This is a genomic window from Pseudomonas sp. BCA17, from assembly GCF_004519405.1.
GTDB lineage: Bacteria > Pseudomonadota > Gammaproteobacteria > Pseudomonadales > Pseudomonadaceae > Aquipseudomonas.
This window is the reverse complement of sequence record NZ_SGWI01000007.1, coordinates 94,088-119,826: the sequence shown is the minus strand read 5'-3', so window position 1 is coordinate 119,826 and position 25,739 is coordinate 94,088. Positions and strand designations below refer to the sequence as shown.

Genomic DNA, 25,739 nt, shown 5'->3' with positions numbered 1-25,739 from the left:
AACAAGATGAGGGACGACATGACATCAGTACCCCAAGCGCCACAATCGCTGTCAGGGAGTGAGCGCAGCCTGTGGGACGCCTTTGCGCAACCACAGGCCGGGCAATCAGCAGACAACACCCGAGAACAGCAAGAGATCGTCTTGCCCGCTGGCCTGACGGCCACCATTAATGACCTGGTCACGGTCGCTGCGGTTCTGGGCTCCCTGCTCAGTCCGGAAGGCCGGCTGACGTTGGCAATACATGATGACGCCAAGCCGTCACTGCTCAGCGTCGATTGCATGACATTGAACCTTGCAGAAGACGCTCGCGACTACATCTCACAATTGCGCAACAGTGCCGAAGCGTCCCATGGCGAGCCGCAATTGCGGGCCGATATCGAGATCAGCGATGGCAAGCACCTGCCAGCGGCGCAAACACCGGTCTGGCTGTTGGTGCACGAGGGCCGCTGCCAACTGTCGGTACGCAGCGATTACATGACCCCGGCGGTAAGCCTGGAATTACTGGAGTTGGTGGCCTTCGCCTGCGCCCGTGTGCTTGATTCCAAGGCCCTGCCGGCGCCCGCGCTCCAACCGGGCCGCCCGGCCCCGGCCGAGGCCGTCGAACGCCAGTTTCTCGTGGAGCGCATTTACCGGCATGTGCAGAGCAAACCCTCGGCTGCGGCAATCGTCGATGACAACAGCGATCGCACCCTGACTTACGCCGAGCTCTGGAACGCCTCCGAGGCATTGGTCCAGCACATACGCGAACGCGTCACTTCTCGCCGTTCGAGCCCGCGCCTGGCGTTGTTCCTGGAACGCGGCTGGCAGCATCTGGTCGCGATCGTCGCCGTGCAACGCATGGGCGGTACCTGCGTACTGATCGACCCGGCGCATCCCGATGAACGCATCCGTGCCTTCATCGAAGAGTGCAGCCCGCATGCGGTGTTGACCGCTGGCAGCACCACCGAACGCGCGTGCGATCTGCTGACCTTTCCGCTGCTGGATATCGATAAGATGCAGGTCCGTCCTACCCTCGTCGATTGGGAGCACGGCAAGTGGGTCGACAGCACCAATGAAGCCTGTTTTATCGCCGGGACTTCCGGCAGTACCGGACGGCCCAAAGCCGTTTGCCTGTCCTATCGAGGGATGGCCGCGACCCTCGACGCTGTCATCGAGCAGGCCGGACTTGGCGAGCATAGCCGCGGCTCATGGCTGTCGTCGCCCGGCTACGGGATGGTCGAAGTCGACCCCCTGCCGGTTCTGTGTGCCGGCGGCACGGTATGCATTCCCGCGCCCCAGGTGCTACAGGACGTCAACCTGCTGGCACGCTGGCTACTTGAAGGCGACATGAACCACACACTGGCCATGACTTCCATTGCCGAAGCATTGTGGGCAACGAACACCCGAACCGGTCTGCGCACCATGCTGATCGCCGGTGAACGCTGCAAGCAATGGCCGCCGAGCGACCTCGGCTACCGGGTGATCAATGTCTACGGCTCCGCAGAAGCCGCCGTAGTTTCCATCGAAGACCTGAGCGCCCCGCGCCGCACCTTGCTACCCTCGGTAGGCCGCGCGATTCCTGGCGCCCGGATGTACGTGGTCGACCGCAACGGCCAACAACTGCCGGCCCGTTGTGTCGGTGAGTTGATCATCACCGGCGAAACGCTGTCGGTGGGCTATGTCAATCCCGAGGACACCAGGAAAGCCTTTCGTGGCAACACTCTGGACGCCACGTCGGCCTTGCAATACAGCACCGGCGACCGGGCGCGCATGGCGGCCGATGGCACCGTGGAAATCTTTGGCCGTACCGACTCGGTGGTCAAGATCCGCGGCCACCGGGTCGACCTGACTGAACTGGAGATCACCGCGCTGCAAGTTCCGGGCGTGGTGAAGGCCGCGGCCAATTGCTTGAGCAATGACCTCGGCGCGACGCTGGCATTGTTCCTGGAGCTGGCTCCCGGTGCCAACGAAGTGGTCGCCCGGGTTCGCCAGCACTTGGCCGCGCGCTTGCATCCGGCAGCCCAACCCAGCCAGATCTTGACCGGCGCCCTGCCCCTCGGGCGCAATGGCAAGGTGGACTACAGCGCGTTGCAGGTCAGCCCGATCGAGCGCGATGCGAACCAGACCGTTTTTGTCCCGCAGAGCCCGGCAGACCACGCGGTACGTGACTGCTGGCTGGCCTGGACGCTCTGTGACGAAGCCATGTTGGAGGCGAGCTTCTTCGACGCCGGTGGCGACTCCCTGCGCGCCTTGCGCATGGTCGGCGAGCTGGCCTGCAAGCATGGCATTCATGTGCAAATGGGGGCATTCCTCGAGGAGCCGGTCCTGGCGAATCTGGTGCGCCTGGCCAATGCCTCGCACAACACTCAGTTGCCGACGTTCGAGCACTTGCCGGCAGAGCAGCAACGGCTGCCGTTCGAGCTCAACGAAAGCCAGCAGGCGCTGTGGATCGGTCGTGGTTCGTTCTACGACTACGGCGGCGTCGGCTGCCAGGGGTATTTCGAGTGGGAAGTGCAAGCCCTCGATAGCGAGCGTTTCACCCGTGCCGTGGGGTTGCTGGTGCAGCGACATCCAATGCTGCGCATGACCATCGATGCCAGCGGCCGTCAGAGCATCGGCGACGTCGACGGCACGCAAGCGGTGAAATATGTCGATCTCAGTGCTCTGGACGGCGCGCAGATCGAGCGCGAGATCGATGCGGTTCGCGACCGCATGGCCAACGAAGAAATCGGCACCACGCAATGGCCGCTGTTCCAGTTCCGCATCAGCCGCCTCAGTGCCAGCGCCAGCCGAGTGCATCTGTGCATCGACATGTTGATCGCCGACGCCTGGTCGATTTTCCAGGTGATCATTCCCGACCTGATTGATCTGTATCTGGAAGATGATCCACAACTTCCGGCGCTGCAGACCAGCTTCCATGACTACGTCGCCTATCGGCAAAAAGTGCTCAAGAGCGCCCAGTACCAGGCCGACCGCGAATACTGGCTGGAGAAGATCAATCACTTGCCGGCAGCCCCGCGCCTGCCTCAACTGGAGCCTGGAGAGTTCAGCGGTACGTCGCACTTCGAGCGACACGAAGGCACCCTCGCCGTCGATGCCTGGGAGCGACTGCAGGCCCGGGCGCAGGCGCGCAACATATCGCCGTCCGGCGTGGTCGCGCTGGCCTTGTGCGAAGTGTTGCGCTGCTGGAGCGAAGAAGACCGTTTCACCCTGAACTTCCCGGTCTCCGACCGGATGCCCGTCACTACCGATATCGACCAGGTTGTCGGTGACTTCACCAACACCTTGCTGGTGCCCTATGAAACCGCGGCCGCCGACACCCTCGAGATTCGTGGCCAGCAACTGCAGGGCGCCATCTGGCAGGCGCTGGATCATCGCCTTTTCAACGGTGTAGAGGTGCTGCGCGAGCTGGCCCGGGTCCGACGCAGTGGCGGCGCACCACTGATGCCGATCGTACTCACCAGCCTGCTCGGGCACCCAGGACGCCATGATGTGGCGGTGCTTGGGCCAGAGGTTTACGGCGTCTCGCAGACACCGCAAGTCACCCTCGATGTGCAACTGCGCGAATCCGAAGGCACGTTGTACTTCAAATGGGATTACCTCACCGGGGTCATTCGCCCCGAAGTCGTGGAGTCGATGTTCGGCGCATTCAGCACATTGCTGCAGCAACTGGCCGACGACAGTGAGATCTGGCAACGCACCTGGCTTGACCTGCGCCCCGCCGCGCAGATTGACATACGTCGTGCCGTAAACGCGACTCAGGCCCCCGTGCCGCAGGTTCACTTGCGTGACCTGCTACTGGCACGGATTGCCGAGCGCGCCGGGGAAACCGCAGTGATCGATACCCGGAGGAGCTACAGCTGGGGTGAAATCGGCCGGGCCGCGGCACGGATCAGCAAGATGATCCGACACACACGTAACCCTGATGAACGTTTTGTCGGCATCGTCCTGCCCAAGGGTAGCGGCCACTACGCGGCTGTCTATGGCTGCCTGCTGGCCGGGGTCGGTTATGTGCCGGTGGATATCGATCTGCCGTCCGAGCGTATTCGTTCTGTGCTGTCGCAGGCCGGAGTGCACACGGTTATCGCCGGTATTGATACCCCGTTGCCGGAGCAGGTCCAGCGGCTGGTACTGACCGATGAGGACCTGCATTACTGGACTGCCGAGAACACGGAGCTGACTCTCCCACCTTTGGCTGCGGACTACTCGCCGTATGTGATCTTCACCTCCGGCTCTACCGGTAACCCCAAGGGTGTCGAGATCCCGGAAGCCGCAGTAGTCAACCACGTTTATGACGTCGTCGAGCGCTTTGGCCTGAATGCCTCCACTCGCCATCTGGCCACTGCAGCCCTGCATTTCGACATGTCGGTCTTCGATATCTTCGGCCCCCTGCTGCACGGCGGCTCGGTGGTGGTGCCAGCTCAGGCAGCGGGCCCGGACCCCGATGCTTGGCTACGACTCCAGCGGCGTAACGGTGTGACCTTCTGGGCCTGTGTTCCGGCGATCATGGACCTGCTGTGCAGTGTTGCGGAAACTGCACGGAGTTTCTGCGCGGTGGATTCGCTGGCCAACATCGTAATGGCAGGCGACTGGATTCCACTGCCACTGTTGCCACGCGCCAGGGCGCTGTATCCGAACGCGCGATTGTATTCCTGCGGAGGTCCCACCGAGACCACCAACTGGTCGGTGTTGCACGAGATCGACGAACAAGAAGGCCAGCGAGTGCGTTCGGTGATCTACGGCGCGCCCATGCGTAACTCTGCCTACCACATCGTGGCCGACGACTGGACCGATTGCCCGGATTGGGTGCCCGGGGAAATGCTGGTAGAGAGCGATGTTTCCCTGGCCTGTGGCTACATCGGCCAGCCGGAACTGACCAGCAAGGCCTTTGTCCAGCACCCGCGCAGCGGGCGGCGCATGTACCGCACCGGCGACCTTGGGCGTTACCTGCCTAACGGCGAAATCGAGATCCTCGGACGTATTGACAACCAGATCAAGCTCAATGGTCTGCGCATCGAGCTGGGAGAAATCGAGAGCGTCGCAGAGTCCTGCGCCGGCGTCTCGCGGGCCTGTGCGATAGCACTGCCGGGGCCCGACGGGCATCCCAAACAAATTGCCCTGGTGTATGTCGGCGAGCCCGGACTGGCGCCTGCAATCACGTTGACTTTGAGCCAACGGCTGCCCGCGTACATGGTGCCGAAAACTGTCCAGTCGTTGCCCCGCTTGCCCCTGTCGAAGAACGGCAAGGTGGATGTGCTGGCCCTGAGAGAAACCATGAGAAATGACATGAAAGAACCCAATGGCAAGGCTTCGCAATCCACCCTGCGCATCGTGATTGGTGTGATCAGCCAGCATCTCGGACAGCCAGTACTGCCCGACGACAACTTCTTCGACATGGGCGGCGACTCGCTGTCGGCAATGAAGATCAAGGTCGAACTTGGCTCCAGGCTGTCACAGCCCATTGAGCTGGAGGACCTCATGCTCACCGAGACCATCGGTGAGTTTGCCAAGTGCCTGAACGCGGAGACCGAGTCATGATCAGAGACAACCTGCACCAGCAATGGCTGGATGATGTGGACGCTTACCTGGATGGACGCACGACGCCGCAGGCGCTGCAGGCCAACGGGCAGCAACGGGCCGGGGAAGTCTTGCACTATGTCGCGCAACGCTCGGCGTTCTATGCCGATCACCTGCGCTCGCAAGCGGGCAGTCCAAGCGCCTTGCCGGCGCTGGACGGCGTACCGTTCACCACCAAGGACGACCTGCGCGCCGTGGGCCGCGCAGTCTGCAGCCTGCCGTTCGATCAGATCGCGGTGTATTACGAGACCACCGGGACCACCGGGCTGCCAACCCCCTGCCCGCGCGCGGCGATCGATGTCGAAACCAGCGGCGCCTATGTGCAGAAAGCTGTTGCCGACCTGTATCAGTCGACCTTCGGCACCACTGATGCCCTCACCGCGATCATGGGGCCGTCGGAGCTCTACGCGTTCGGTGATACCTATGGCGAGGTCTGCCGCAATCTGGGCATTCCTTACGTACGGCTATGGCCGGAAAGCCCTCGGGTCGGCCTGGTCAAAGCCGCCCAGTTGATCAACGACCTCGGTGTCCGCTCGCTGATCTGCTCACCCGCCGTCGCGCTGGCCCTGGCCCGCCTCTATGTGAGTCAGGGGATTGATCCGCGCGCGACAGCAGTCGGGCAGATCATGGTGTTGGGCGAACTGTGCACGCCGCAGATGCTGAGCAATATTGCCCGGGTCTGGGATGCGCATTGCACCCACGGCCTGTATGGCTCTCAGGAAGCCCACGCAGTGGCCACCGGTTGCCCGAACGGCAACCTGCACTTTTCCGAGACCAACTATCTGGCGGAGATTCTTCCGGTGCCCGGGATGGGCGGCGATATCGGCGAGCTGTGCCTGACGATGCTCGTACCCGGCGCCAAACCGCTGATCCGCTACCGCACCGGCGACCTGGCGCGCCTGCATTCCGCCGAAGAATGCGGGTGCGGCAATCGTTCGCGTTGCCTGCGGGTCTTTGGCCGGGTGAGTGATGTGATGACCCTGGCCGGTCGCCAGGTACTCCCGGCTCTGATCGAGTCGGCGGTGCTGACGGCGGCCGAGTGGGTCTCCGGCTACGAGGTCAGGATCTGTTCCGCCAGCGACGGCAGCGACTATGTCGAGGTGTCGATGGTGGCAGGGATCGGTGAACGTTCGCTGGCCGAGGTACAGGAGCAGATGGCCGGCCATTTCGGCACCTCGGTCCAATTGCAACTGGCGCAGAGCCTCGACCCGAGGACCGAGACCGGTGCCTACATTTCCTGGAAGCATGCACGTATCCGCGATCAACGGGAGCCCGTCCTGTGAGCTCATTACAACCCATCCCGCTGTGGAGCGTGGAGCACCACGAAATCAGCGATGCCGCGCCGCTTGCCCAGGTGCGGCGAGGCCTGCTGGGGCTGTATCCGTGCCCGGCATTGTTCGAGACCGGTGCGGGATTTCTGCCGGTCGACGGTAACCAGACCACCTTCATGATCGACCTGTTGTTGGAGTTGAAACTGGTCAACGACACCTGGCACATCTCGACCGGTGCCCCGTTCCAGTGGGCCCAGGCCGCGTGCGAGCAGTTGCTGAACAATTCGCAAGCGAGCCTGTGCGAACGCCTGCGACGCGTCACCCAGACGCTGGCCCTGCCGGAGGGCTTTCCGCTGGTGCTGGCGCTGGGCTACAGCGCCGCGCGGTTTGTCGAAAACCTGCCGGAGATTGCCATCGAGCCAGATGTCCCTGAGGTAGTGGTGCGGGTCTATCGGCATGTCGTCCGCTACGAAGCTCCCGAAGGTCCGGCGCGGATCGACGTACTCAATACCGGCGACAACGCGGCAGCGCAACTGGATGCCCTGTTCACCGTGCTGCGCAATCCGCCGGTGGCACCTGTTGCAAGGTTCGGCACTGAAGTCGCGGTGATCGAAGACGTCACTGATCGCGAGAACTTCTGTGCCGCCGTTTTACGGGCCAAGGAGTACATCCGCGCCGGTGACATCTATCAGGTGCAGTTGTGCCGGCGTGCCGTGTGCAGCGCGACGATTGCTCCGGTCGATCTTTACGAACGTCTGGCAACGGTCAATCCGGCGCCCTACATGTACTACCTCGACCTTGCCGACCTGCATGTCGTGTCATCCAGTCCTGAACTGATGATCCGCCTGCAGGACGGCGTGGCCCAGGTCCGGCCTATCGCCGGCACCATGAGCCGGGAGGATCAGCGCGGCAGTCCGCTGGACAAGATTCCCAAGGAAGCAGCCGAGCACCTGATGCTCGTCGATCTGGCGCGCAACGACCTGGCCCGGTGCGCGGTCCCCGGGGGCGTCCAGGTGAGTTCGTTCATGCAGCAGGACACTTACGGGTCCTTGCTGCACCTTGTGTCCACTGTGGAAACCAAAGTACGCGAGCAATGCGATGTCTGGGATCTGATCGTGGCCAATTTCCCGGCGGGAACCATGACCGGCGCACCCAAGGTCCGCGCAATGGAAATAATCGCCGAGCTGGAAGGCACCGCACGCGGGCTGTACACCGGTTGTGTCGGCTATATCACCGGAGCCAACAGCGCGGTGCTGGCACTGACGATACGCACCATTGTCGGCAACGCCGGACGCTATGTGTTGCAGTCGGCGGCGGGAGTCGTCGCTGACTCCGAGGCCGAGGATGAATGGAATGAAGCGGGAGCGAAGATCAAGTCGTTTTCCCGAGCGATGGGAGCCTGCGCATGAAAGTGATGTTGATCGACGCCTTCGACAGCTTTGTGTATGTCATCGAGCAGTATTACTCGGCCGTGGGTGCAGAAACACGGGTAGTTCGGGTCAACGATGATCCGATCGCCCAATACCGACAGTGGCAACCCCAGTTGTTGGTTCTGGGTCCGGGGCCGGGCACTCCCGAAGATCATGGCTACCCGCAGATCATTCGCGCGATGGATGAGCAGCAGGCCATTTTCGGTGTCTGCCTGGGCCATCAGGCACTGGGCGAACATTTCGGCTGGAAGCTCAGCCGTGCACCGACCACCCAGCATGGCAAATACGCCCAGGTGCATCATGACGGTCGCGGCGTGTTCCAGGATGTACCGTCGGCCGTCACTGTGGTGCGTTACCACTCGCTGGCCATCACCGAGCCGCAAACATCAAGCCCATTGGTGGCCACAGCGTACTCGGATGATGGCGTCAACATGGCGGCACGGCACCGTACCCGGCCGATCGAAAGCGTGCAGTTTCACCCCGAGAGCGTCGGCACCGCCCACGGGATCAAAATGATCCGTAACTCATTGGCATTGGCCAACGTCCACGCCATGGGCTGATAGCTCAAGAAGAAAGCCCTGGGTGCCGACCGGAAGCCGGCCGACACCTCTTTAAATCTAAGGATTGGATAAACATGATGCACACACCAACCAACACAACGCTGCACGAAAAACGATGGCAAGCACTGGCTGTCATCTCGATCATCCAGTTGATTCTGCTGCTGGATGCCACCGTGGTGAACGTCGCCCTGCCACGGATCAAACACGACCTGGGACTCACGGACGGATCCCTGACCTGGATTGTGAATGCCTACCTCATTACCGCAGGTTCGCTGTTGCTGCTGGGCGGACGGATCGGCGATGCCTTCGGGGTGCGCCGCACCTTTCAGGTCGGCGTAGTGATTTTTGGCGGATTTTCCTTACTGGCAACCTTCGCCCAAGATGCCACCGTGCTGATCATCAGCCGTGCCGGTCAGGGGCTCGGTGAGGCCCTGGCGTCAGCCACCGGACTGGCAATGGTGTCACTGCTGTTTCCTTCCGGCCCCGAACGCGGCAAGGCGTTTGGCATCTGGGCAGCACTGGGCGGCCTGGGCTCGATCATCGGCGTTTTGCTCTCCGGTGTATTGACGCACTATCTGTCGTGGCGCTGGGTCTTCGGGATCAACGTACCGATTGTCATGCTCCTGATCGTAGCTGCCGCCGTCATGATTCCCAAGTTCAGCCACCGCAGCTCCACCTCTCTGGATCTGGGCAACGCGCTGATCCTGATCGTGGCCGTGGCCGCGACCGTCATGGCCGTCATGGGTTCTGGCATTGAGCATCTTCCTGGCCAGCGCATGGCGCTTCTGCTGCTGGGCGTGTTGGGCATCGCGGTGGTACTGCGTCGTTGCAAGCGCTCGGAAAACGGCATTATTCCGGCACGCCTGATGACGCGCTCTCCGCGCATGGCTGGTTACGCCATCGTCGCTATTCTCGCTGCGACCTCCGGCGCCCTGTTCTATCTGGGCGTGCTGTTGCTGCAAGACTATCTCGGCCTGACGCCGATGCAGACGGGCCTGGCGTGGCTGCCCTTCTGCCTGGGTTTCTTCCCTGGGATCTTCCTTTCGCAGTTCGTCATGCAGCGCTGGAATTCGCAGGCCGCCGCCGTGGTCGGCCTGGCAGTTTCGGCTCTGGGATTCGCCTTGTTTGCCTTCGGCGTGCCCCTGCACAGCTACTGGCTGGGAATGCTTCCGGCGATGCTGGTGACCTCCATCGGCTTCGGCTGTGTCGCCCCGGTCGCCCAGTCGTTGGCCACCAGCGACCTTAGCGAGGCCGACGCCGGTGCAGGGTCGGGCATCACCACCACCCTTCAGCAACTGTTCCAGGTGTTCGGGGTCACCCTGCTGGCAGCCGTGGCACTGGCGGTCTCCGACAACAGTGGCGTGCCGACCATCGCCGCGAACGGTTTCGTAGCCGCCTTCGCCGTGTCGGCGCTGGTCATGTTCGGGGGTGCCTTGCTGATCTGGGCCGGACGCAATGCCCTGGCGCTCGAGCCAACCCCGTCGAGCCCCCAGCCTTAGGAAACCGTCATGCATCAGAACTACCTGATCCCGACCTTCAAGGGCCCCCTCACGACGCTGTCCAGCGTCGCGGGACTGCGGGAAAAATGGACCGGGGCGATGCTTGACCAGACAGGGCGCGCCTATTGCGGCGCCCTGCGTCTGGACTTCAGCGCAGGGTGTGACCAGGCACAAGTATTCGATGCCGTGGCCCAGACCCTGGCGCGACATCCAATCCTCGCGGCGCGGTTCGAGCTGGAACAGGAACACCTGATCGGCCGAGCCCCCACTGAGCAGGCATTGCGTCAGGCGTTGCGTGAGCAGTTGGGCCAAGTGCAGGCCACGCTCAGCGATCAGGACTTTCTCGCCTATCGCGCTCGGCACGCCGGCGAACCCGGGCTGCGCATCGCCTCGGCGGTCGACGCGGCTGGCCTGCATGTCTGGATCGGCTTCTGGATCTATACCTGCGATGGTGCGTCGATTGATCTGTTGATCGACGACATCACCCGGTATTACCGGGGCCTGCCCCCGGTTTCCTCCACGCAATGGAACGACTATTGCCAGGCGCTGCACCTGCCGGAACAGCCCGTGAGCACAGCGCAGCAGCTGGAGGTCTACCCGGGAACAGGCCCCTACGGACTTGATGCAGTACGCAGCAAAAACACAATCGGCAAGGGGCGCATGCAGAGTCTGAAGTTCACCGCCCCCGTTGCCCGCAGCCTGGTATCGGACTATGCCAAAACCTTGCGCGTGACGCCGTTTGCGCTGCTGCTGGCCATCTATCAACGGGCAATCAGTGCCGTCAGTGGAGTCTCGACTGTGGTGACGGGAGTGCCCTTCGCCAATCGCCCGGATGCTACCGCTCAGACTGTGGTGGGGCCGTTGTCCAATACCGTCCCGGTCAGTACCCGGCATGAACCCGACGAACCGCTGGCAACAGTGGTCAAGCGGGTGCAGCGGGCGGTGATCAATGCCGCGATGCGGCAGCACATCGAACCGGCAGCGTTGTATCCCGAAGGTATGTCTACACGTACCGCCGGCTTCGAACTGCCGTTTCCCCAGTTGTTCAACGCCTGGAACTCACGCAGCGAAGGCAGTCGCATCGATCTGGGTGACAACCAGTGGATGAGCCTGCAGCTATTGCCGAACGATACCTGCCGGGTCGCTTTCGAGATCACTCTGGATGAGCATAACGAGCTTATTTCAGGGCGGATCGACATGGACGCCGATAGCTATGGCGAACACGCAGAACAGGTCATCGAGCAGATGATCCGCGACCTGCAAAGCATCCCCGACGCTTGATCGGTAACGCGTGTAAAGCAATCAGGGCGGTGTCACACCGCCCTGATTCAATTACCGATGTAACTTGCTTGCTCAGAAATCCACGTTGCCGACAGCAAATAAGTCCGAGCTGTTGACAGCATCAATCCCGATTCGCTGTCATCCGAAGCGTCGGCGGAACTCCAGTAACCACGATGCGTGCGCTGCATAAAAACCATTCGCCGAATGCACTTGCCGATCACCCAGCCGAACGGCGAAAACGTAAGCCTTTCCTCCGTTCGGTACCCTTCCCATGCCTCAGCCAAAACCCCTGCGCAACGTGCTGTACATCATGTGCGACCAACTGCGTCGCGATTACCTGTCGTGCTACGGCCATGCCCACCTGCACACACCGAATATCGACCGTCTCGCCGCAGCCGGCGTGCGTTTCAGCCGGGCCTACACCCAGGGCACCATCTGTGGGCCGTCGCGGATGTCGGCGTACACCGGGCGCTATGTCAGCAGCCACCAAGTAGCGTGGAACGCCGTACCGCTGCCCCTGGAAGAACTGACCATCGGTGATTACCTGCGCCCTCACGGCATCCGCACCGCGCTGGTGGGCAAGACCCACGCCACGCCGAACCTGGAGGCGTTGCAACGCCTGCATATCGACCCCGACAGCGAGCAAGCCGAACCGCTGAATGAAGTCGGTTTCGACGCCTACTTCCGACACGACGGCATCTACCCCGACAGCCCGTTATTTGAAGACAAGCGCGAGTCCGCGCCTTACACCCACTACCTGCGCGAAAAAGGTTACGACGGCACCAACCCTTGGCATGAATGGGCCAATGCCGCCGCCGGTGAAAACGGTGAGGTGCTCAGCGGCTGGAAGATGCGCAACGCCGGGCTGCCTGCGCGCGTCGCCGAAGCGCATTCGGAAACGGTCTACACCACCGACCGCGCCATCGACTTCATTCGCGAGCAAGCCGAGCAGCCGTGGTGCCTGCACCTGTCCTACATCAAGCCGCACTGGCCCTATATTGCCCCGGCGCCCTATCACGCGTTGTACGGCGCCGAGCATATCCAGGCGCCGATCCAGCCGGAGCACACCAGCGATCACCCGGTATACCAGGCTTTCCGTCAGCACCAGGAGAGCGTGAATTTTTCTCGTGACGAAGTACGGCTGACGGTCATTCCAACGTACATGGGCCTGATCAAACAGATCGACGATCAACTGGGTCGGCTGTTCGATTATTTGCAAAGCAACGGCCGCTGGGACGACACCTTGATCGTGTTCACCAGCGACCATGGCGATTTTCTCGGCGATCACTTCCTCGGTGAAAAAGAGTTCTTGCTGGAGCCGGCGGTAGGCGTCCCCTTGATTGTGCGCGACCCTCGCGCCAGCGCCGATATCACCCGGGGGTCAGTAGACGAACGCCTGGTGGAAACCATCGACGCGCTACCGACCTTCCTCGATGCCCTGGGGCTGCCTGCGGCCGACCATCGCCTCGAAGGCCGCTCGCTGATCCCGCTGTTGCACGGCGCCCCCCTGACCTGGCGCAACTACGCCATCGCCGAATACGACTACGCGTTCCAAGCGCCTGCCCGCGAACGCCTGGCGCAACCCATCGACCGCTGCCGCATGACCATGGTGCGCAGCGAACGTTGGAAGTACCTGGCGTACGACGGCTTTCGCCCACAGCTCTTCGACCTGGAAAACGACCCGCAGGAAGTGCACGACCTGGGTGCCGATCCGGCCTATGCGGCGGTGCGCGAGACGCACTTGGGTTATCTGTTTGAATGGCTGCGTGGCTTGAAGCGGCGCACCACCATCAGCCACACGGAGATCGATGTGCGTGGCCGGCAGTTCAGATACGGTGAGCCGGAGGCGGAAAAAGTGGTTCAAATCGGCGTTTGGTAGGCCCTGCGAGAGCTACAAGCTTTCAGTTTTCAGCGACAAGCTTGTAGCTTGTCGCTGAAACCTTGCCGCTCAACGTCCCTTTGTCGTCTGACTGCGCTGCCCCTGCACACTCACCGGCACGTCGCCCTTGAGGGTCACCCGGCGCACGATACGTTCCTGGGTCCCATAGTCATCTACCGCGTAATGCTGGGTGGCGCGGTTGTCCCAGATTGCTACGTCGCCAGTGTTCCAACGCCAGCGCACGGTGTTTTCCAGGCGGGTGACATGGCTTTGCAGCAGGTTGAACAGCTGCGTCGAATCCGCCTGGGAATAACCTTTCAGGCGTTTGACGAAGTGCCCCAATAACAAGGTTTTCTCACCGTTGACCGGGTGCACACGCACCACCGGGTGTTCGGTTTCGTACACCGTGGAGGTGAACACCTTGCGGTATTCCTCAAGCTTTTCCGCCGACACGTCTGGCTTGCGTCCGGCGTAGTCGTATTCGTTGCTGTGCACTGCCCACAGGTTGTCGGCCAATGCACGCAGTTCGACGCTGAGGTCGTTGTAAGCGCTGGCCGTATTGGCCCACACCGTGTCGCCACCCGCCTTGGGCGCCAGCACCGAACGCAGGATCGAGGCTTTCGGGTAGGCATCGACGAAGGTCACGTCGGTGTGCCAGGAATTGGCGCGCTGGCCGCGCGTGCCGTCCAGCTCCAACAGAAAGCGCGTACCGTCACGCACCGGCACCGTCGGGTGGGCGATCGGCTCGCCGAGCAGGTGAGCGAAGGCTTCCTGGCTCTGGTCATCGAGGTGGGTCTGGTCGCGGAAGAAGATCACTTTGTACTGCACCAAGGCCTGCTGGATGGCCTCAACAGTTGCAACATCCAGATCGCCGGACAGTTTGATGCCACGAATCTCGGCCCCGATACGACCGGCGACCGGGTGAATGTCCAGTGCTTGGACGACGGGTTGAACAGCAAATGCGGCATTGCTCATGGTGACGCCCCTCTTGTGCGCTCTATCCATATGCTATTTAGGTCTAGCAAATTAATAGATGCTTCGTTGACGGAATAAGAGCTTGCATTTAAAACCTCAGCTCCCACGGTCGCAAATGCCTTCGACCTATTTTTCAGATGCCGGGAAAGCATATGGATCTTCGCCAACTTCGGTACTTCATCGCCCTCAACGAACACCGCAGTTTCGTGCGCGCGGCAGACGCCATGGGCATCACCCAACCGGCGTTCAGTCGCAGCATCCAGGGGCTGGAGCAAGAGTTCGGCTGCGTGCTGGTGGACCGTGGTCACAAAGACTTGCGCCCCACGCCGGAAGGCCAGGTAGTGCTGCAACATGCCTTGAGCCTGGTGCATGGCGCTGCCCTGTTGAGCAGTGAAGTGACACGCATGACCAAGCTCGACGCCGGCGACCTGCGCTTCGGTTGCGGCCCGGCACCGGCGGTGAAACTGGTGCCCGATGCAGTGGCGCGCTTTATCACCGCCCACCCGAAAATCCGCACCAGTTTCCAGGTAGATAACTGGGAAAAACTCAGCCGCGCCCTGAGCCGTGAAGAGATCGAATTCTTTATCGCCGACATCCGCCAGTTCGAAGCCGACCCGAATTTCCAAACCCGCGCACTGACCCCCAAGCGCGGCGTCTTTTTCTGCCGCCCGGGCCACCCGTTGCTGGCCAAGGACAGCCTGTCGACCAACGACATGTTCGACTACCCGCTCGCCTCCCCGCTGATCTCCCAGGGCATCCGCAAACTGCTGGCGAACCTCAGTGGGCGCATGGATTTTTCACCGAGTATCCAGACCGAGCATTTCCCTGCGCTGGTGAAGATCGTGCTGCAATCCAATGCCATTGGCGTGGGCACCGAGGAAGCGTTTGCCGAAGACATCGCCAGGGGCGCGCTGGTGCTGCTGCACTGGCGCAATCTGCCGCAGAATATGGAAACCATGAGTGCGCGATGCGGCGTGGTCAGCCGCACCGGCTCGCGGTTATCACCGGCAGCTAAGGCGATGATCGAGACGCTGGTGGAGGTGGACCGCCAAGAGGTAAGTGTGGCGGTCTAAGAGCTTCATCGGAAGCAAGTCGAACCGTCGCACCGCGACGCCCGCTTGGGGAGGGGGCTTGCTCCCGTTGGCAATAGCCCAGGACCTCAGAGCCCTGCCGCCACCACATTCGGCGCAACCCAATCACTTACCTGGAACGACTTGCGAATCAGCCGCTCCTTTGATGCCAAGTCCACCGCATCCTGCAATTTCCCAAGGAACACCGGGTCCAGGGTCGAGGGGAAAATCTCGCTGAGCTTCTGGTCCTTCAAATCGTTGGTGAGGATCACCGACGGGTAACTCGCGCGCCCCGACACCAGCTCGATGTAAGCCTGCTTGTGGTTGTCATCGGTCAACCATTGCACAGCCTGTTGTTGGGCCTTGAGCAACGTCGCCACGACCTGCGGGTGCTCGTCGACAAATTTGCCGCTGCCCACCAGCACCGCCTGGACACTGCCCGCGCCGCCCAGGTCCTTGGTGGACAAAGGTATCTCGGCCAAGCCCTTGGCCTGCAGCGCGCTGAGGCCCGAGCTGCCCCAGGTGGCATCGATCTGCCTGGCCGCCAGCGCAGCCACGGCGGCGTTGAAGTCCAGGTTGATGACCTTCAGGTCTTTTTCGCTCAAGCCTTGGCTGGCCAATGCTGCGTCAAACGACAACTGGCTGGCCGTGCCTCGAAACACCGCGACGCGCTTGCCCTTGAGGTCTTGCAGGGTCTTGATGCCCGACCCCGGCACCACGCCGAGGTAGTGCTTCACGCCACGCGCCGAGGCGCTGAGCAGACGGGTATCCAAACCATTGGAACGTCCGATGATCGCCGCCAGGTCGCCCAGGTAAGCCAGATCCACCTGACCATTGGCGAACGCTTCATTGATCACCGGGCCGGCACCCTTGAAGTAATTCCACTGGATCGTGATGCCTTGGTCAGCAAAGGCTTTTTCAAAAATCTGCTGACTGTGCAGTACGTCGGTGATGCCACCCCCGCTGTGCTGGCTGCCGGCACTCAGGTCGGGCACGGCGATACGGATTTCCTTGAGGTCGGCGGCATGCACCAGGCCGGCCAACGCGGTGCCCGCGAACAGCGTGATCAGTCGTTTGAATGGCAATTTCATAAGCGCAGCTCCTGGTGGGCGGGGGTCGCCTGGGGAGCAGAAAGTACGCACAGGCCGATCAAAACTTTAAATACTATAAATTCACAATTTAATAGCTTTTTGGACTATGCGAGCTAAAACGCAGGCTCCAGGAGGATATGCATCAACAGCATCGAAAATATTCTTCAAATGCATTGGATGCGTGTTGGAGGGAAGCTTTAAATGATTTTTCTTATCCCCCAATCATATTGATTGCGCGTTTATAAGATCGAAATCACATAACGTCCTTGGCGACAACGGAGGTCCTCCATGGTCCGAACTTCACTGTTGAGCCTGCCCCTCGCAGCCCCCGCCAAAGGCGCCGCACCGCGTTGGCCGAACCTTGACGAGCGCCTGTTGCCGTGGCTGCTGCCGCTGACCCTGTTTGCACTGTGGTGGCTGGCCAGCCGCAATCATTGGATGAGCGAACAGATCCTGCCACCGCCTTCGCTGGTGTGGAGCAGTGCGGTGGAACTGGCTGGTGGCGAGTTGTGGAGCCACCTGGCGATCAGTTTGCAACGTCTGTTCTGGGGGTTGCTGGCCGGTATCGGCATCGGGGCTCTACTGGGCGCGCTGCTGGGTTTCAGCGCGCACGCCGAGCGCCTGGTGTTTCCCACGTTCAGTGCGCTTTCGCAGGTGCCGACCCTGGCCTGGATTCCGTTGTTCATGGTGTTTTTCGGTATCGGTGAAACCTTGAAACTGGTGGTGCTGGTGAAAGCGATCGTGGTCCCCGTCACCCTGCATACCCTGGTCGGCGTGCGCGATGCCCAACCCGCGTTGCGTGAGGCGGCCCGTGTGTTGCGCCTGCCCACCCACCTATTGATCCGTCGACTGATCCTGCCCGCCGCGCTGCCGGCCTTCATGGCCGGGGTGCGCCTGGCATTGGCCGCCGGCTGGACGTCGTTGCTGGCGGTAGAGCTACTGGCCTCCAGCGAAGGTATCGGCTACCTGATGGTGTGGGCACGCCAGTTGTTCATGCTCGATATCGTCTTCGTATGCATCGTGGTCATCGGCGTGCTGGGCGTGGCGATGGACCGCGGCGTCGGCTGGCTGGACCGCCTCTGGGTGCACTGGCCCCACCCGGCCACCGCACAGATCCGCCGCGGGCCACGTTATACCGGCTGGCAACGCTTGCAACCGTGGCTGTTGCCGCTCCTGTTACTGGCGTTGTGGCAAGTGGCGACGCAACAGGCGTGGGTAGACCCGAACATTCTGGTCAGCCCCTGGACCGTGCTGCACAGCGCAATCGCCGGGGTGCTGGATGGCAGCTTGAGCGCAGCCTTGGGCAAAAGCCTGGGGCGCACGCTGGGCGGGCTGCTGCTGGGCGGCGGACTGGGCTTTGCAATGGGCCTTTGGCTGGGCTTGTCGCACCGCAGTGAACGGGTGCTCGGCCCGTCCTTGGCCGCGCTGCGCCAGATCGCGATTTTCGCCTGGGTGCCGCTCATTACCGCCTGGTTCGGGCTGGGGGAATGGGCCAAATCGGTATTTATCGCCCTGGCGGCATTTTTTCCACTGTTTATTGCCACTCAACGCAGCGTCCTGAACCTGTCACCGCACCTGCGCGAAGCCGCACAGGTGCTGCGCCTGAACCTGTTCCAACGCCTGCACCGCCTGGTATTGCCGGGTGCGGCGACGGGCATCTTCGCCGGCCTGCGCCTGAGCCTGATTTACGCCTGGCTGGGCACCATCGGCGCGGAGTATTTCATGCCCTCCAACGGCGGCATCGGCAGCCTGATGATCGGAGCCCAACAACTGCTGCGCATGGACCTGATCATGAGCGGCATGCTGCTGGTCGGCCTCACCGGCGCCACTCTCAACCTGATCGGCCAACGCATCGAAACCCGCGCCACCCGCTGGAGACACGTATGAACGCACCTATCGTCAGCTTCAACCATGTGGGCAAGAGTTTTGACGTCGACGGCTTCGAGTTGGAAGCCATTCGCGAATTCAACCTGGACATTGCCGAAGGCGAGTTTGTGGCGATTGTGGGTTCCAGCGGTTGCGGCAAGTCCACCCTGCTGCGCCTGCTGGTAGGGCTCGACACACAGTTTCGCGGCGAGATCCAGGTCGACGGCAAAGCCGTGACCGGCATCGGAGGTGAACGCGGCATCGTGTTCCAGGAACACCGCCTGTTCCCCTGGCTGACCGTGGCGCAAAACATCGGCCTGGGCCTGGTCAATGAGGCACTCAGCGAGGCTGAGCGCAACCGGCGCATCAGCGACTTTATCGCGCTGGTCGGCCTGGCTGACTTCAGCCGGGCCTATCCCCACCAGTTGTCCGGCGGCATGGCGCAACGGGTCGCCATCGCCCGCGGGCTGGTGGCCAGCCCGCGCATCCTGTTGCTGGACGAACCGTTCGGCGCCCTGGATGCACTGACCCGCCAACAGATGCAGGACGAGTTACTGGCGATCCGCAGCCGCGCCAGAATCACCACGGTGCTGGTGACCCACGATGTGGAAGAAGCGATTTTCCTCGCCGACCGCGTGGTGGTAATGGAGCCACGACCTGGGCGGATCAAGCGGGTGGTGGACATCGCCCTGCCCCATCCACGCCAGCGCAGCAGCTTCGAATTCCACCAACTGCGCGAAGAGCTGTTGCATGAACTGACCAGCGACGGTCACTACCAGCCGCCCGTGCGCGAACAGATTCGCGACCTGCCCCTGGCCTTTATTGCTTGCTGAAAGACAGCGCGGCGTCGGGTTGCTCGTGGCGCTCAAAACGATTGGCCCGGGCAAACGTGCCGAAGTCATTGAAGCGCACGCCCATCTCGGCCATGACTGTGTGCGCCACTTTGGCCGTCATCTGGCGGATGTAAAACGGCTCCTTCACCACGAAATGGTGGATGCCATGGGTGCTGCCGAAGTTAAAGCAGAACGCCTGCAAGGGCCATAACCACCACGGGTTCAACACCTGGGTCTGCTGGATCACATTGCCCAGTTCCACATCACCGTAGTAGTGCATGTTAGAGCTGACGAAGTGCAGGCAGAAGGTGCGCAGCACATTGGGACCGATGATCACCACAGCGGCGATGTCGATCACCTGCATCATCTGCAAAGTACCGCCGGACCACTCAATCGGCGTGCCCAGCAGGCCGGCAATGCCGTTGGCGGCATGGAAACCCAGGAACACATACCACGCGCCCCAATGCAGCAGCGCCAGCGGTGCGTAAACCAGCAGCGAGCGCTTCAGGATCTTGAGTTTATGGCTCCAGGTCTTGGCCCGCAGCATGCGGATAAACGCTGACATCACGTTATCGCCCACCATCAGCAACCGCGCCAGTCCCCAGGGCTCGCCGTTGGTGATCGCGCGTTCTTCCATATCGGTTTCGGTGCCGGAAACCTTATGGTGGTTGAGGTGCAGGTGCCGGCGTATCCACGGGTTGATCGTGCTCGGCCGGGCCAGCCACACCAGGCCCATCATCAGGTTGTGGGGCAAGCGCTGCTTGCGAAAGTACATGCTGTGGATCAGGTCGTGTTCCAGCTCATGGGTCAATGAGGCGAGAAAGGCATTGAGCAACAGGCATACCCACCAGGCCATGTGCCCGGTGATATAGAGCGCCGCCGAACCCAGCATGCCGACCAGCGCAAACGCCAGGATGCCTGCACCCAGTGCATCCTGATGCAGCAACCAGGGGTGCTGCTGACGCAGTCGCGCACCTTCGGCCAGCACGACTTCACGGATGTGCGCCGACCGTTGCTGTGCATTCATCTGTTGGGGACTTGCAGAAGTACCGTCCATGCTTCCATCCTCTTGTGTACGGATAGATGCATCCTGGCCCAAGCGGTGCGCCAGGGCATCAGCCCCACACGCCAATTTGTTGACCGCAAGCGCCAATCGCCATGACCGAACCCACCTCACTCGCCAGCTGGATCCGCGCCCTGCGCAAGCAGCTCGACGCATTGGGCCTCGACAGCGTCGCGTTGTGCGTGGAAGCCGGGCTCGACCCGCAGCAAATGGACGACCCCAATGCGCGCTACCCACTGTCGGCCACCACCCGCTTGTGGGAACTGGCGGTGCAGGCCAGCGGCGACCCAGCGATTGGCTTGCGGGTGTCGCGGTTTGTCAGCCCCACCACATTTCATGCGCTGGGTTATGCACTGGTGGCCAGTGGCAGCTTGCGCGAGGTATTCGAGCGCATCGTGCGCTATCACCAAGTGGTCAGCGACGCCTTGACGCTTGAGTTAAGCGGCGATGGCGAGCGCTACCGCTTCCGTCTGTTGCAACCGCCAGGCAGCCCGGCGCCGGCGTTCGAAGCCATTGATGCATTCGCGGCGATCTACGTGCGCACCTGCCGCAATCGCCTGGGCCGTGAATACGCACCACTGGCGGTGCACCTGCGACGACCCGAGCCGGCCGACGCCAAGCCATGGCATACGGTGTTTCGCGCACCGGTGTTTTTCGGTGCAGCAGAAGATCGCCTGGAATTCGCCGCCCAGGACTTCGACAGCCACCTGGACGATGCCAACCCCGAGCTGGCCGAGCATAACGAAACCGTGCTCAAGCGAACCCTCGCCCAACTGCAACCGCTGACCTGGGAGCGCAAGGTACGTGCGTCCATCGAGGCGCAACTGCCCGACGGTGAACCCAGCGCCGAACGTGTCGCCCAAGCGCTGCACCTGAGCCTGCGCAGCTTGCAGCGCCATCTGGCGGATGAGGGCTGTCGGTTCGATACCTTGCTCAACGAGTGCCGCGAGAACCTGGCGTTATTGCACCTGCGCGACCCGCAGTGTTCATTGGCGGAGATCAGCCATTTGCTGGGGTTTGCCGACACCAGCAGTTTCAATCGGGCGTTCAAGCGCTGGACGGGAATGACGCCGGGGCAGTTCCGCGACAGCTTGCGCTAGGTGTGCGCTGCCTCACGCAGCCGCTGTAGATCGAGGACCTCGATTTCACCGTAACCCAAACGCACCACACCTTGAGCTTGCAAGTCCTTGAGCAGCGCATTGGCCGTCTGGCGCGACAGGCTCAACATCGCCGCGAGGTCTTCCTGGGGCAGTTGCAGCACGCGCCGTGAATGCTCGTTGTCACCGTACCCTTCAACGATCATCAATAAACGGTGGGCCAGGCGCACCGAGGCCGGCATGAGGCTCAGTTGTTCGAGGCCGATAAAACTCAGGCGCAGCTTCTGGCTCATCAACAAGGCCAGGTCGCGCCAGTACCGGGGTGTTTCATCGAGGATATTCAACAGCGCCTGCTGCGGCACCTGCAACAGTGTGCAAGGCCCGACGGCGCAGGCATCGTGGGTGCGCGGCAGGCCGTCGAACAGGCAAATTTCGCCGAACCAGTAGGGCGGCTCCACCAGGCTCAAGAGGGCCTCCTTGCCCTGTTCATTGACCGCGCTGATGCGCAGGCTGCCATCGAGCACCGCATACAGGCCGCAAGGCGGGTCGCCGCGCTTGAACAGGTATTGCCCGGCCTCCAGCTGTCGCTGCCGGGCATGGGCCAGCAGGCTATGCTGAAAAGACCCAGGCAGATGGCTGAACCAATGCCCTCCGGCCAGCCGTGAGTGCCATTGCGCTGTGTCCATGCAAACTCCGAAGATTGTCGGCCAACTGACAGTCAGTCGCTGGCTGACAGGGCATGATCAAACATCCTACAGGAGGAACAATAATGAAAAGCCTCGTCGACCACCTCAGTCAATACGCCGCCTACCATCGCGACCCGCGCAATATCGCCAGCCACTTTATTGGCATCCCGCTGATTGTGGTGGCAGTTGCCGTGCTGCTGTCACGCCCCGAATGGGCCGTGGGCGGGCTGTGGCTATCGCCAGCCGTGTTGCTGGCGCTGTTCTCGGCATGGTTTTACCTGCGCCTGGAACTGGCGCTGGGGCTGTTGATGACGGTGCTGATGGGCTTGTCGGTGTGGGCCGGGCATGCACTCGCCGCGCAAAGCACGGCGGTATGGCTGGGCAGTGGCGTCGGAATGTTTGTGGTGGGTTGGGTGATTCAGTTTGTCGGGCACTACTACGAAGGCCGCAAGCCCGCGTTTGTGGATGACGTTTCAGGGCTGATCGTCGGGCCATTGTTTGTGGTGGCGGAGCTGGCGTTTCTGCTGGGGCTGCGCCATGGCCTCAAGCAACAGATCGAAGAGCGTTCAGGCCCCGTAGCGCGCCGTGATCTGAAGCCCGGCGAGGCCTGAATGTGGGAGGCGAGCATGCCCCCTCCCACATTGTTTCCACTTCACATCGGGTTTCGCGTTGCGCTTAAGCCTTTTGCCAGACCTTGGGTTTGAAGAACAAGGTCTCGCCCCGTGCCAGGCCGGTCAGGCTGTCGTGGTCCTTCACCACCTCGGCCTCGATCAGCTCACTCTGGCCTTCCACTTTCAGCGTCACCCGCGTAGTCGCGCCGAGCGGGCGGATATCCCGCACTTCTGCCGCATGGTGATCTTCCAGTTCATGGCGCGACAATGACACTTCATGCGGGCGGAACAACACGTGCTTGTCCTCACCCAGGTGCAGGCGGTTGGAATCCCCCAGGAAGTGGTACACAAAGTCGCTGGCCGGGTTTTCGTAGACGTCACCCGGTGAGCCGATCTGCTCGATCACGCCTTTGTTCATCACTACGATACGGTCGGCGACTTCCATGGCCTCTTCCTGGTCGTGGGTCACGAACACCGACGTCAGGTTGATGTCTTCGTGCAGACGCGCCAGCCAGCGGCGCAGCTCCTTGCGCACCTTGGCGTCGAGGGCGCCGAAAGGTTCATCCAGCAGCAGCACCTTGGGCTCCACCGCCAGGGCGCGGGCCAGGGCGATACGCTGGCGCTGGCCACCGGACAGTTGTTCCGGGTAGCGATCGGACAGCCAATCCAGCTGCACCATGTTCAGCAGTTCGTGCACCTTGCTCGCGATCTGGCTTTCAGTCGGGCGCTGGTTTTTCGGTTTCATGCGCAGGCCGAAGGCGACGTTGTCGAACACGGTCATGTGGCGGAACAACGCGTAGTGCTGGAATACGAAGCCGACGTTGCGATCACGCACGTCGTGGCCGGATACGTCTTCACCGTGAAACACGATATTGCCGGCGTCCGGGGTTTCGAGACCGGCGATGATGCGCAACAAGGTGGTCTTGCCGCAGCCGGACGGGCCCAGCAACGCCACCAGCTCGCCACTCTGGATGTCCAGATTGATGCTGTTCAGGGCCTTGAAGGCGTTGAAGTTCTTGCTGACATTACGGACTTCGATCGACATGACTTATTCCTCACCGGCGCTGTTGCGCAGGCGGTTGATACGGTTCTCGCTCCACTGCTTGAGCAGCAGGATAAAGAGCGCCAGGATCAGCAACAGGCTGGCCACCGCAAACGCGGCAACATGGTTGTATTCGTTGTAGAGAATCTCGACATGCAGCGGCAAGGTGTTGGTCACGCCGCGAATGTGGCCGGAAACCACCGACACTGCGCCGAACTCACCCATGGCCCGTGCGGTACACAGCACCACGCCGTAGATCAGGCCCCACTTGATGTTCGGCACGGTGACATGCCAGAACATCTGCCAGCCATTGGCGCCCAGCAGGCGCGCAGCTTCTTCTTCCTGGGTGCCCTGCTCCTGCATCAGCGGGATCAGCTCACGGGCCACGAAGGGCACGGTGACGAAGATGGTCGCCAATACGATGCCGGGCAAGGCGAACACAATCTGGATGTCGTGGTCCTGCAACCACGGGCCAAAAAAGCCCTGGGCGCCGAACATCAGCACATACACCAGGCCCGCGATTACCGGCGACACCGAGAACGGCAAATCGATGAGCGTCACCAGGATGCTCTTGCCACGGAACGAGTATTTGCTCACGCACCACGCGGCGCTGACGCCGAACACCAGGTTGAGCGGCACCGAAATCACCACGGCGATCACCGTGAGTTTCAAGGCTGACAGCGCGTCGGGTTCGAGGATGGCGGTGAAGAACGCGCCGAGGCCGTTTTTCAGGCCCTGGGTCACCACGATAAACAGCGGCAACAGCAAGAACAGCGCGAACACCAGCCAGCCAAGGCCGATCAGGATACGGCGCGAGGCAGCACTGCCACGACGGGCAGCGTTGGCCGAGGACGCGGCGGAAATAGACGATTGGGACATGTTCCGCGCCTCCTTATGGACGTTCGATGCGCCGCTGCAACAAGTTGATCAGCAGCAGCAGGACAAAGGAAACCACCAGCATCAGCACACCGATGGAGGTGGCGCCGCGGTAGTCGTACTGGTCGAGCTTGACCATGATCAGCAAGGGCAGGATCTCGGTTTTCATCGGCATGTTGCCGGCAATGAAGATCACCGAACCGTACTCGCCGACGCCACGGGCAAACGCCAGCGCGAAACCGGTCAGCCAGGCCGGCAACAACGCGGGCACCAGGATGTGACGGAACACCTGCAATGGCTTGGCCCCCAGGCAGGCAGCGGCTTCTTCGACTTCCCGAGGGATATCGGCCAGTACCGGCTGCACCGTACGCACCACGAACGGCAACGTGACGAAGGTCAGCGCCAGGGTGATACCCAACGGGGTGTAGGCGATCTTGAAGCCAAGGTCCGCGGCGAACTGGCCGACCAGGCCATTAGGCGTGTACAGCGCAGTCAGCGCGATACCGGCCACGGCGGTGGGCAGGGCGAATGGCAGGTCGATCATCGCATCGATGATCTTGCGCCCGGGGAAGGTGTAACGCACCAGCACCCAGGCCAGCAGCGTGCCGATCACGCCGTTGATCAATGCGGCGTACAGCGCGGTGCTGAAGCTGAGTTGCAACGCCGCCAGCACGCGCGGTGCGGAAATGATGTTCCAGAACTGATCCCAGGTGAGTTGAGCGGCGTGTACAAACATCGCCGCGAGGGGGATGAGTACGATCAGGCTGAGGTACACCACGGTGTAGCCCAGCGTCAGCCCGAAGCCGGGTATGACGGGGGAGATACGACGCGACATAAGAGTCCTTGGTTAAAGGGTAAAAACCACTGTAGAAGCTAGCCGGGCCTGCAAAAGTAGCCAACTGTGGCGAGGGAGCTTGCTCCCGTTGGAGTGCGAAGCGCTCCCAAATCGGTTTGCGCGTTGCATCAGATGCAACTCGGTCGCCTGGTTTGGGGCTGCTGCGCAACCCAACGGGAGCAAGCTCCCTCGCCACAGTAAAAACCTTGCCGGAAAGG

Annotated in this window: 19 protein-coding genes; 12 read left to right on the top strand and 7 right to left on the bottom strand. The window is 61.9% G+C overall.

Annotated elements, in window-relative coordinates; translation table 11 throughout:
- The first annotated feature begins 18 nt into the window (after window positions 1-18).
- The 7 genes from EXW71_RS23260 to EXW71_RS23230 all read left to right on the top strand — a co-directional run bounded on the left by EXW71_RS23260 (window position 19) and on the right by EXW71_RS23230 (window position 13,476).
- Window positions 19-5,517, top strand: coding sequence for a non-ribosomal peptide synthetase (locus EXW71_RS23260; protein ID WP_256657107.1), 5,499 nt, complete (start codon window positions 19-21; stop codon window positions 5,515-5,517).
- Window positions 5,514-6,839 carry a phenylacetate--CoA ligase family protein gene (locus EXW71_RS23255; RefSeq protein ID WP_134660333.1) on the top strand — a complete coding sequence of 442 codons (1,326 nt, stop codon included), beginning with the start codon at window positions 5,514-5,516 and terminating at the stop codon, window positions 6,837-6,839. The genes EXW71_RS23260 and EXW71_RS23255 overlap by 4 nt, the downstream gene beginning before the upstream one ends.
- Window positions 6,836-8,236, top strand: a complete 1,401-nt coding sequence (locus tag EXW71_RS23250) for an anthranilate synthase component I family protein (protein ID WP_134660332.1) — start codon at window positions 6,836-6,838, stop codon at window positions 8,234-8,236. The genes EXW71_RS23255 and EXW71_RS23250 overlap by 4 nt, the downstream gene beginning before the upstream one ends.
- Complete coding sequence (locus tag EXW71_RS23245) at window positions 8,233-8,817, top strand: aminodeoxychorismate/anthranilate synthase component II (protein ID WP_134660331.1); 585 nt, start codon at window positions 8,233-8,235, stop codon at window positions 8,815-8,817. The genes EXW71_RS23250 and EXW71_RS23245 overlap by 4 nt, the downstream gene beginning before the upstream one ends.
- Before the next feature lie 74 nt (window positions 8,818-8,891).
- On the top strand, window positions 8,892-10,316 hold the full coding sequence (locus EXW71_RS23240) for an MFS transporter (RefSeq protein ID WP_134660330.1): 1,425 nt from the start codon (window positions 8,892-8,894) through the stop codon (window positions 10,314-10,316).
- A 9-nt stretch (window positions 10,317-10,325) separates the two neighbouring features.
- The gene (locus EXW71_RS23235; RefSeq protein WP_134660329.1) at window positions 10,326-11,597 is read left to right on the top strand and encodes a condensation domain-containing protein; all 1,272 of its coding nucleotides are present in this window, start codon (window positions 10,326-10,328) and stop codon (window positions 11,595-11,597) included.
- Window positions 11,598-11,868: 271 nt separating this feature from the next.
- Window positions 11,869-13,476, top strand: coding sequence for an alkaline phosphatase family protein (locus EXW71_RS23230; RefSeq protein WP_134660328.1), 1,608 nt, complete (start codon window positions 11,869-11,871; stop codon window positions 13,474-13,476).
- Window positions 13,477-13,545: 69 nt separating this feature from the next.
- Here EXW71_RS23230 and EXW71_RS23225 read toward each other — a convergent pair whose 3' ends face one another.
- Complete coding sequence (locus EXW71_RS23225) at window positions 13,546-14,451, bottom strand: TauD/TfdA family dioxygenase (protein WP_134660327.1); 906 nt, start codon at window positions 14,449-14,451, stop codon at window positions 13,546-13,548.
- A 152-nt stretch (window positions 14,452-14,603) separates the two neighbouring features.
- Here EXW71_RS23225 and EXW71_RS23220 point away from each other — a divergent pair, with 152 nt between their 5' ends.
- Entirely contained in the window at window positions 14,604-15,524 is a 921-nt protein-coding gene (locus tag EXW71_RS23220) for a LysR family transcriptional regulator (RefSeq protein ID WP_134660326.1), read from the top strand.
- Window positions 15,525-15,610: 86 nt separating this feature from the next.
- Here EXW71_RS23220 and EXW71_RS23215 read toward each other — a convergent pair whose 3' ends face one another.
- Window positions 15,611-16,612: an ABC transporter substrate-binding protein gene (locus EXW71_RS23215; RefSeq protein ID WP_123717035.1), complete on the bottom strand. Its 1,002-nt coding sequence runs from the start codon at window positions 16,610-16,612 to the stop codon at window positions 15,611-15,613.
- A gap of 288 nt (window positions 16,613-16,900) precedes the next feature.
- On the opposite strand from EXW71_RS23215, the gene EXW71_RS23210 reads away from it, so the two are divergent.
- Both EXW71_RS23210 and EXW71_RS23205 read left to right on the top strand, forming a co-directional pair.
- Window positions 16,901-18,499, top strand: coding sequence for an ABC transporter permease (locus EXW71_RS23210; RefSeq protein ID WP_134660325.1), 1,599 nt, complete (start codon window positions 16,901-16,903; stop codon window positions 18,497-18,499).
- Entirely contained in the window at window positions 18,496-19,311 is an 816-nt protein-coding gene (locus EXW71_RS23205; RefSeq protein WP_134660324.1) for an ABC transporter ATP-binding protein, read from the top strand. Before EXW71_RS23210 ends, EXW71_RS23205 begins: the two co-directional genes overlap by 4 nt.
- On the opposite strand, the gene EXW71_RS23200 is transcribed toward EXW71_RS23205, so the two are convergent.
- Window positions 19,298-20,368 (bottom strand): fatty acid desaturase, encoded by a 1,071-nt coding sequence (locus tag EXW71_RS23200; protein WP_123717032.1) that lies wholly within the window; start codon window positions 20,366-20,368, stop codon window positions 19,298-19,300. The two genes, EXW71_RS23205 and EXW71_RS23200, sit on opposite strands and share 14 nt — an antisense overlap.
- A gap of 101 nt (window positions 20,369-20,469) precedes the next feature.
- Here EXW71_RS23200 and EXW71_RS23195 point away from each other — a divergent pair, with 101 nt between their 5' ends.
- Window positions 20,470-21,474 (top strand): AraC family transcriptional regulator, encoded by a 1,005-nt coding sequence (locus tag EXW71_RS23195; RefSeq protein WP_134660323.1) that lies wholly within the window; start codon window positions 20,470-20,472, stop codon window positions 21,472-21,474.
- Here EXW71_RS23195 and EXW71_RS23190 read toward each other — a convergent pair.
- A complete protein-coding gene (locus EXW71_RS23190) occupies window positions 21,471-22,157 on the bottom strand; it encodes a Crp/Fnr family transcriptional regulator (RefSeq protein WP_134660322.1) in 687 nt (228 codons plus the stop codon). The two genes, EXW71_RS23195 and EXW71_RS23190, sit on opposite strands and share 4 nt — an antisense overlap.
- Window positions 22,158-22,240: 83 nt before the next feature.
- Here EXW71_RS23190 and EXW71_RS23185 point away from each other — a divergent pair, with 83 nt between their 5' ends.
- Window positions 22,241-22,768, top strand: coding sequence for a DUF962 domain-containing protein (locus EXW71_RS23185; RefSeq protein WP_123717029.1), 528 nt, complete (start codon window positions 22,241-22,243; stop codon window positions 22,766-22,768).
- Window positions 22,769-22,832: 64 nt separating this feature from the next.
- Here EXW71_RS23185 and EXW71_RS23180 read toward each other — a convergent pair whose 3' ends face one another.
- Genes EXW71_RS23180 through cysT form a run of 3 tightly spaced genes read right to left on the bottom strand, consistent with a single transcriptional unit; the run spans window position 22,833 to window position 25,521 of the window.
- The gene (locus tag EXW71_RS23180) at window positions 22,833-23,813 is read right to left on the bottom strand and encodes a sulfate/molybdate ABC transporter ATP-binding protein (protein WP_123717028.1); all 981 of its coding nucleotides are present in this window, start codon (window positions 23,811-23,813) and stop codon (window positions 22,833-22,835) included.
- A gap of 3 nt (window positions 23,814-23,816) precedes the next feature.
- The gene (gene cysW, locus EXW71_RS23175; RefSeq protein WP_123717027.1) at window positions 23,817-24,689 is read right to left on the bottom strand and encodes a sulfate ABC transporter permease subunit CysW; all 873 of its coding nucleotides are present in this window, start codon (window positions 24,687-24,689) and stop codon (window positions 23,817-23,819) included.
- 13 nt (window positions 24,690-24,702) lie between these two features.
- Window positions 24,703-25,521: a sulfate ABC transporter permease subunit CysT gene (gene cysT / locus EXW71_RS23170; RefSeq protein ID WP_010214167.1), complete on the bottom strand. Its 819-nt coding sequence runs from the start codon at window positions 25,519-25,521 to the stop codon at window positions 24,703-24,705.
- Between the last annotated feature and the right edge of the window lie 218 nt (window positions 25,522-25,739).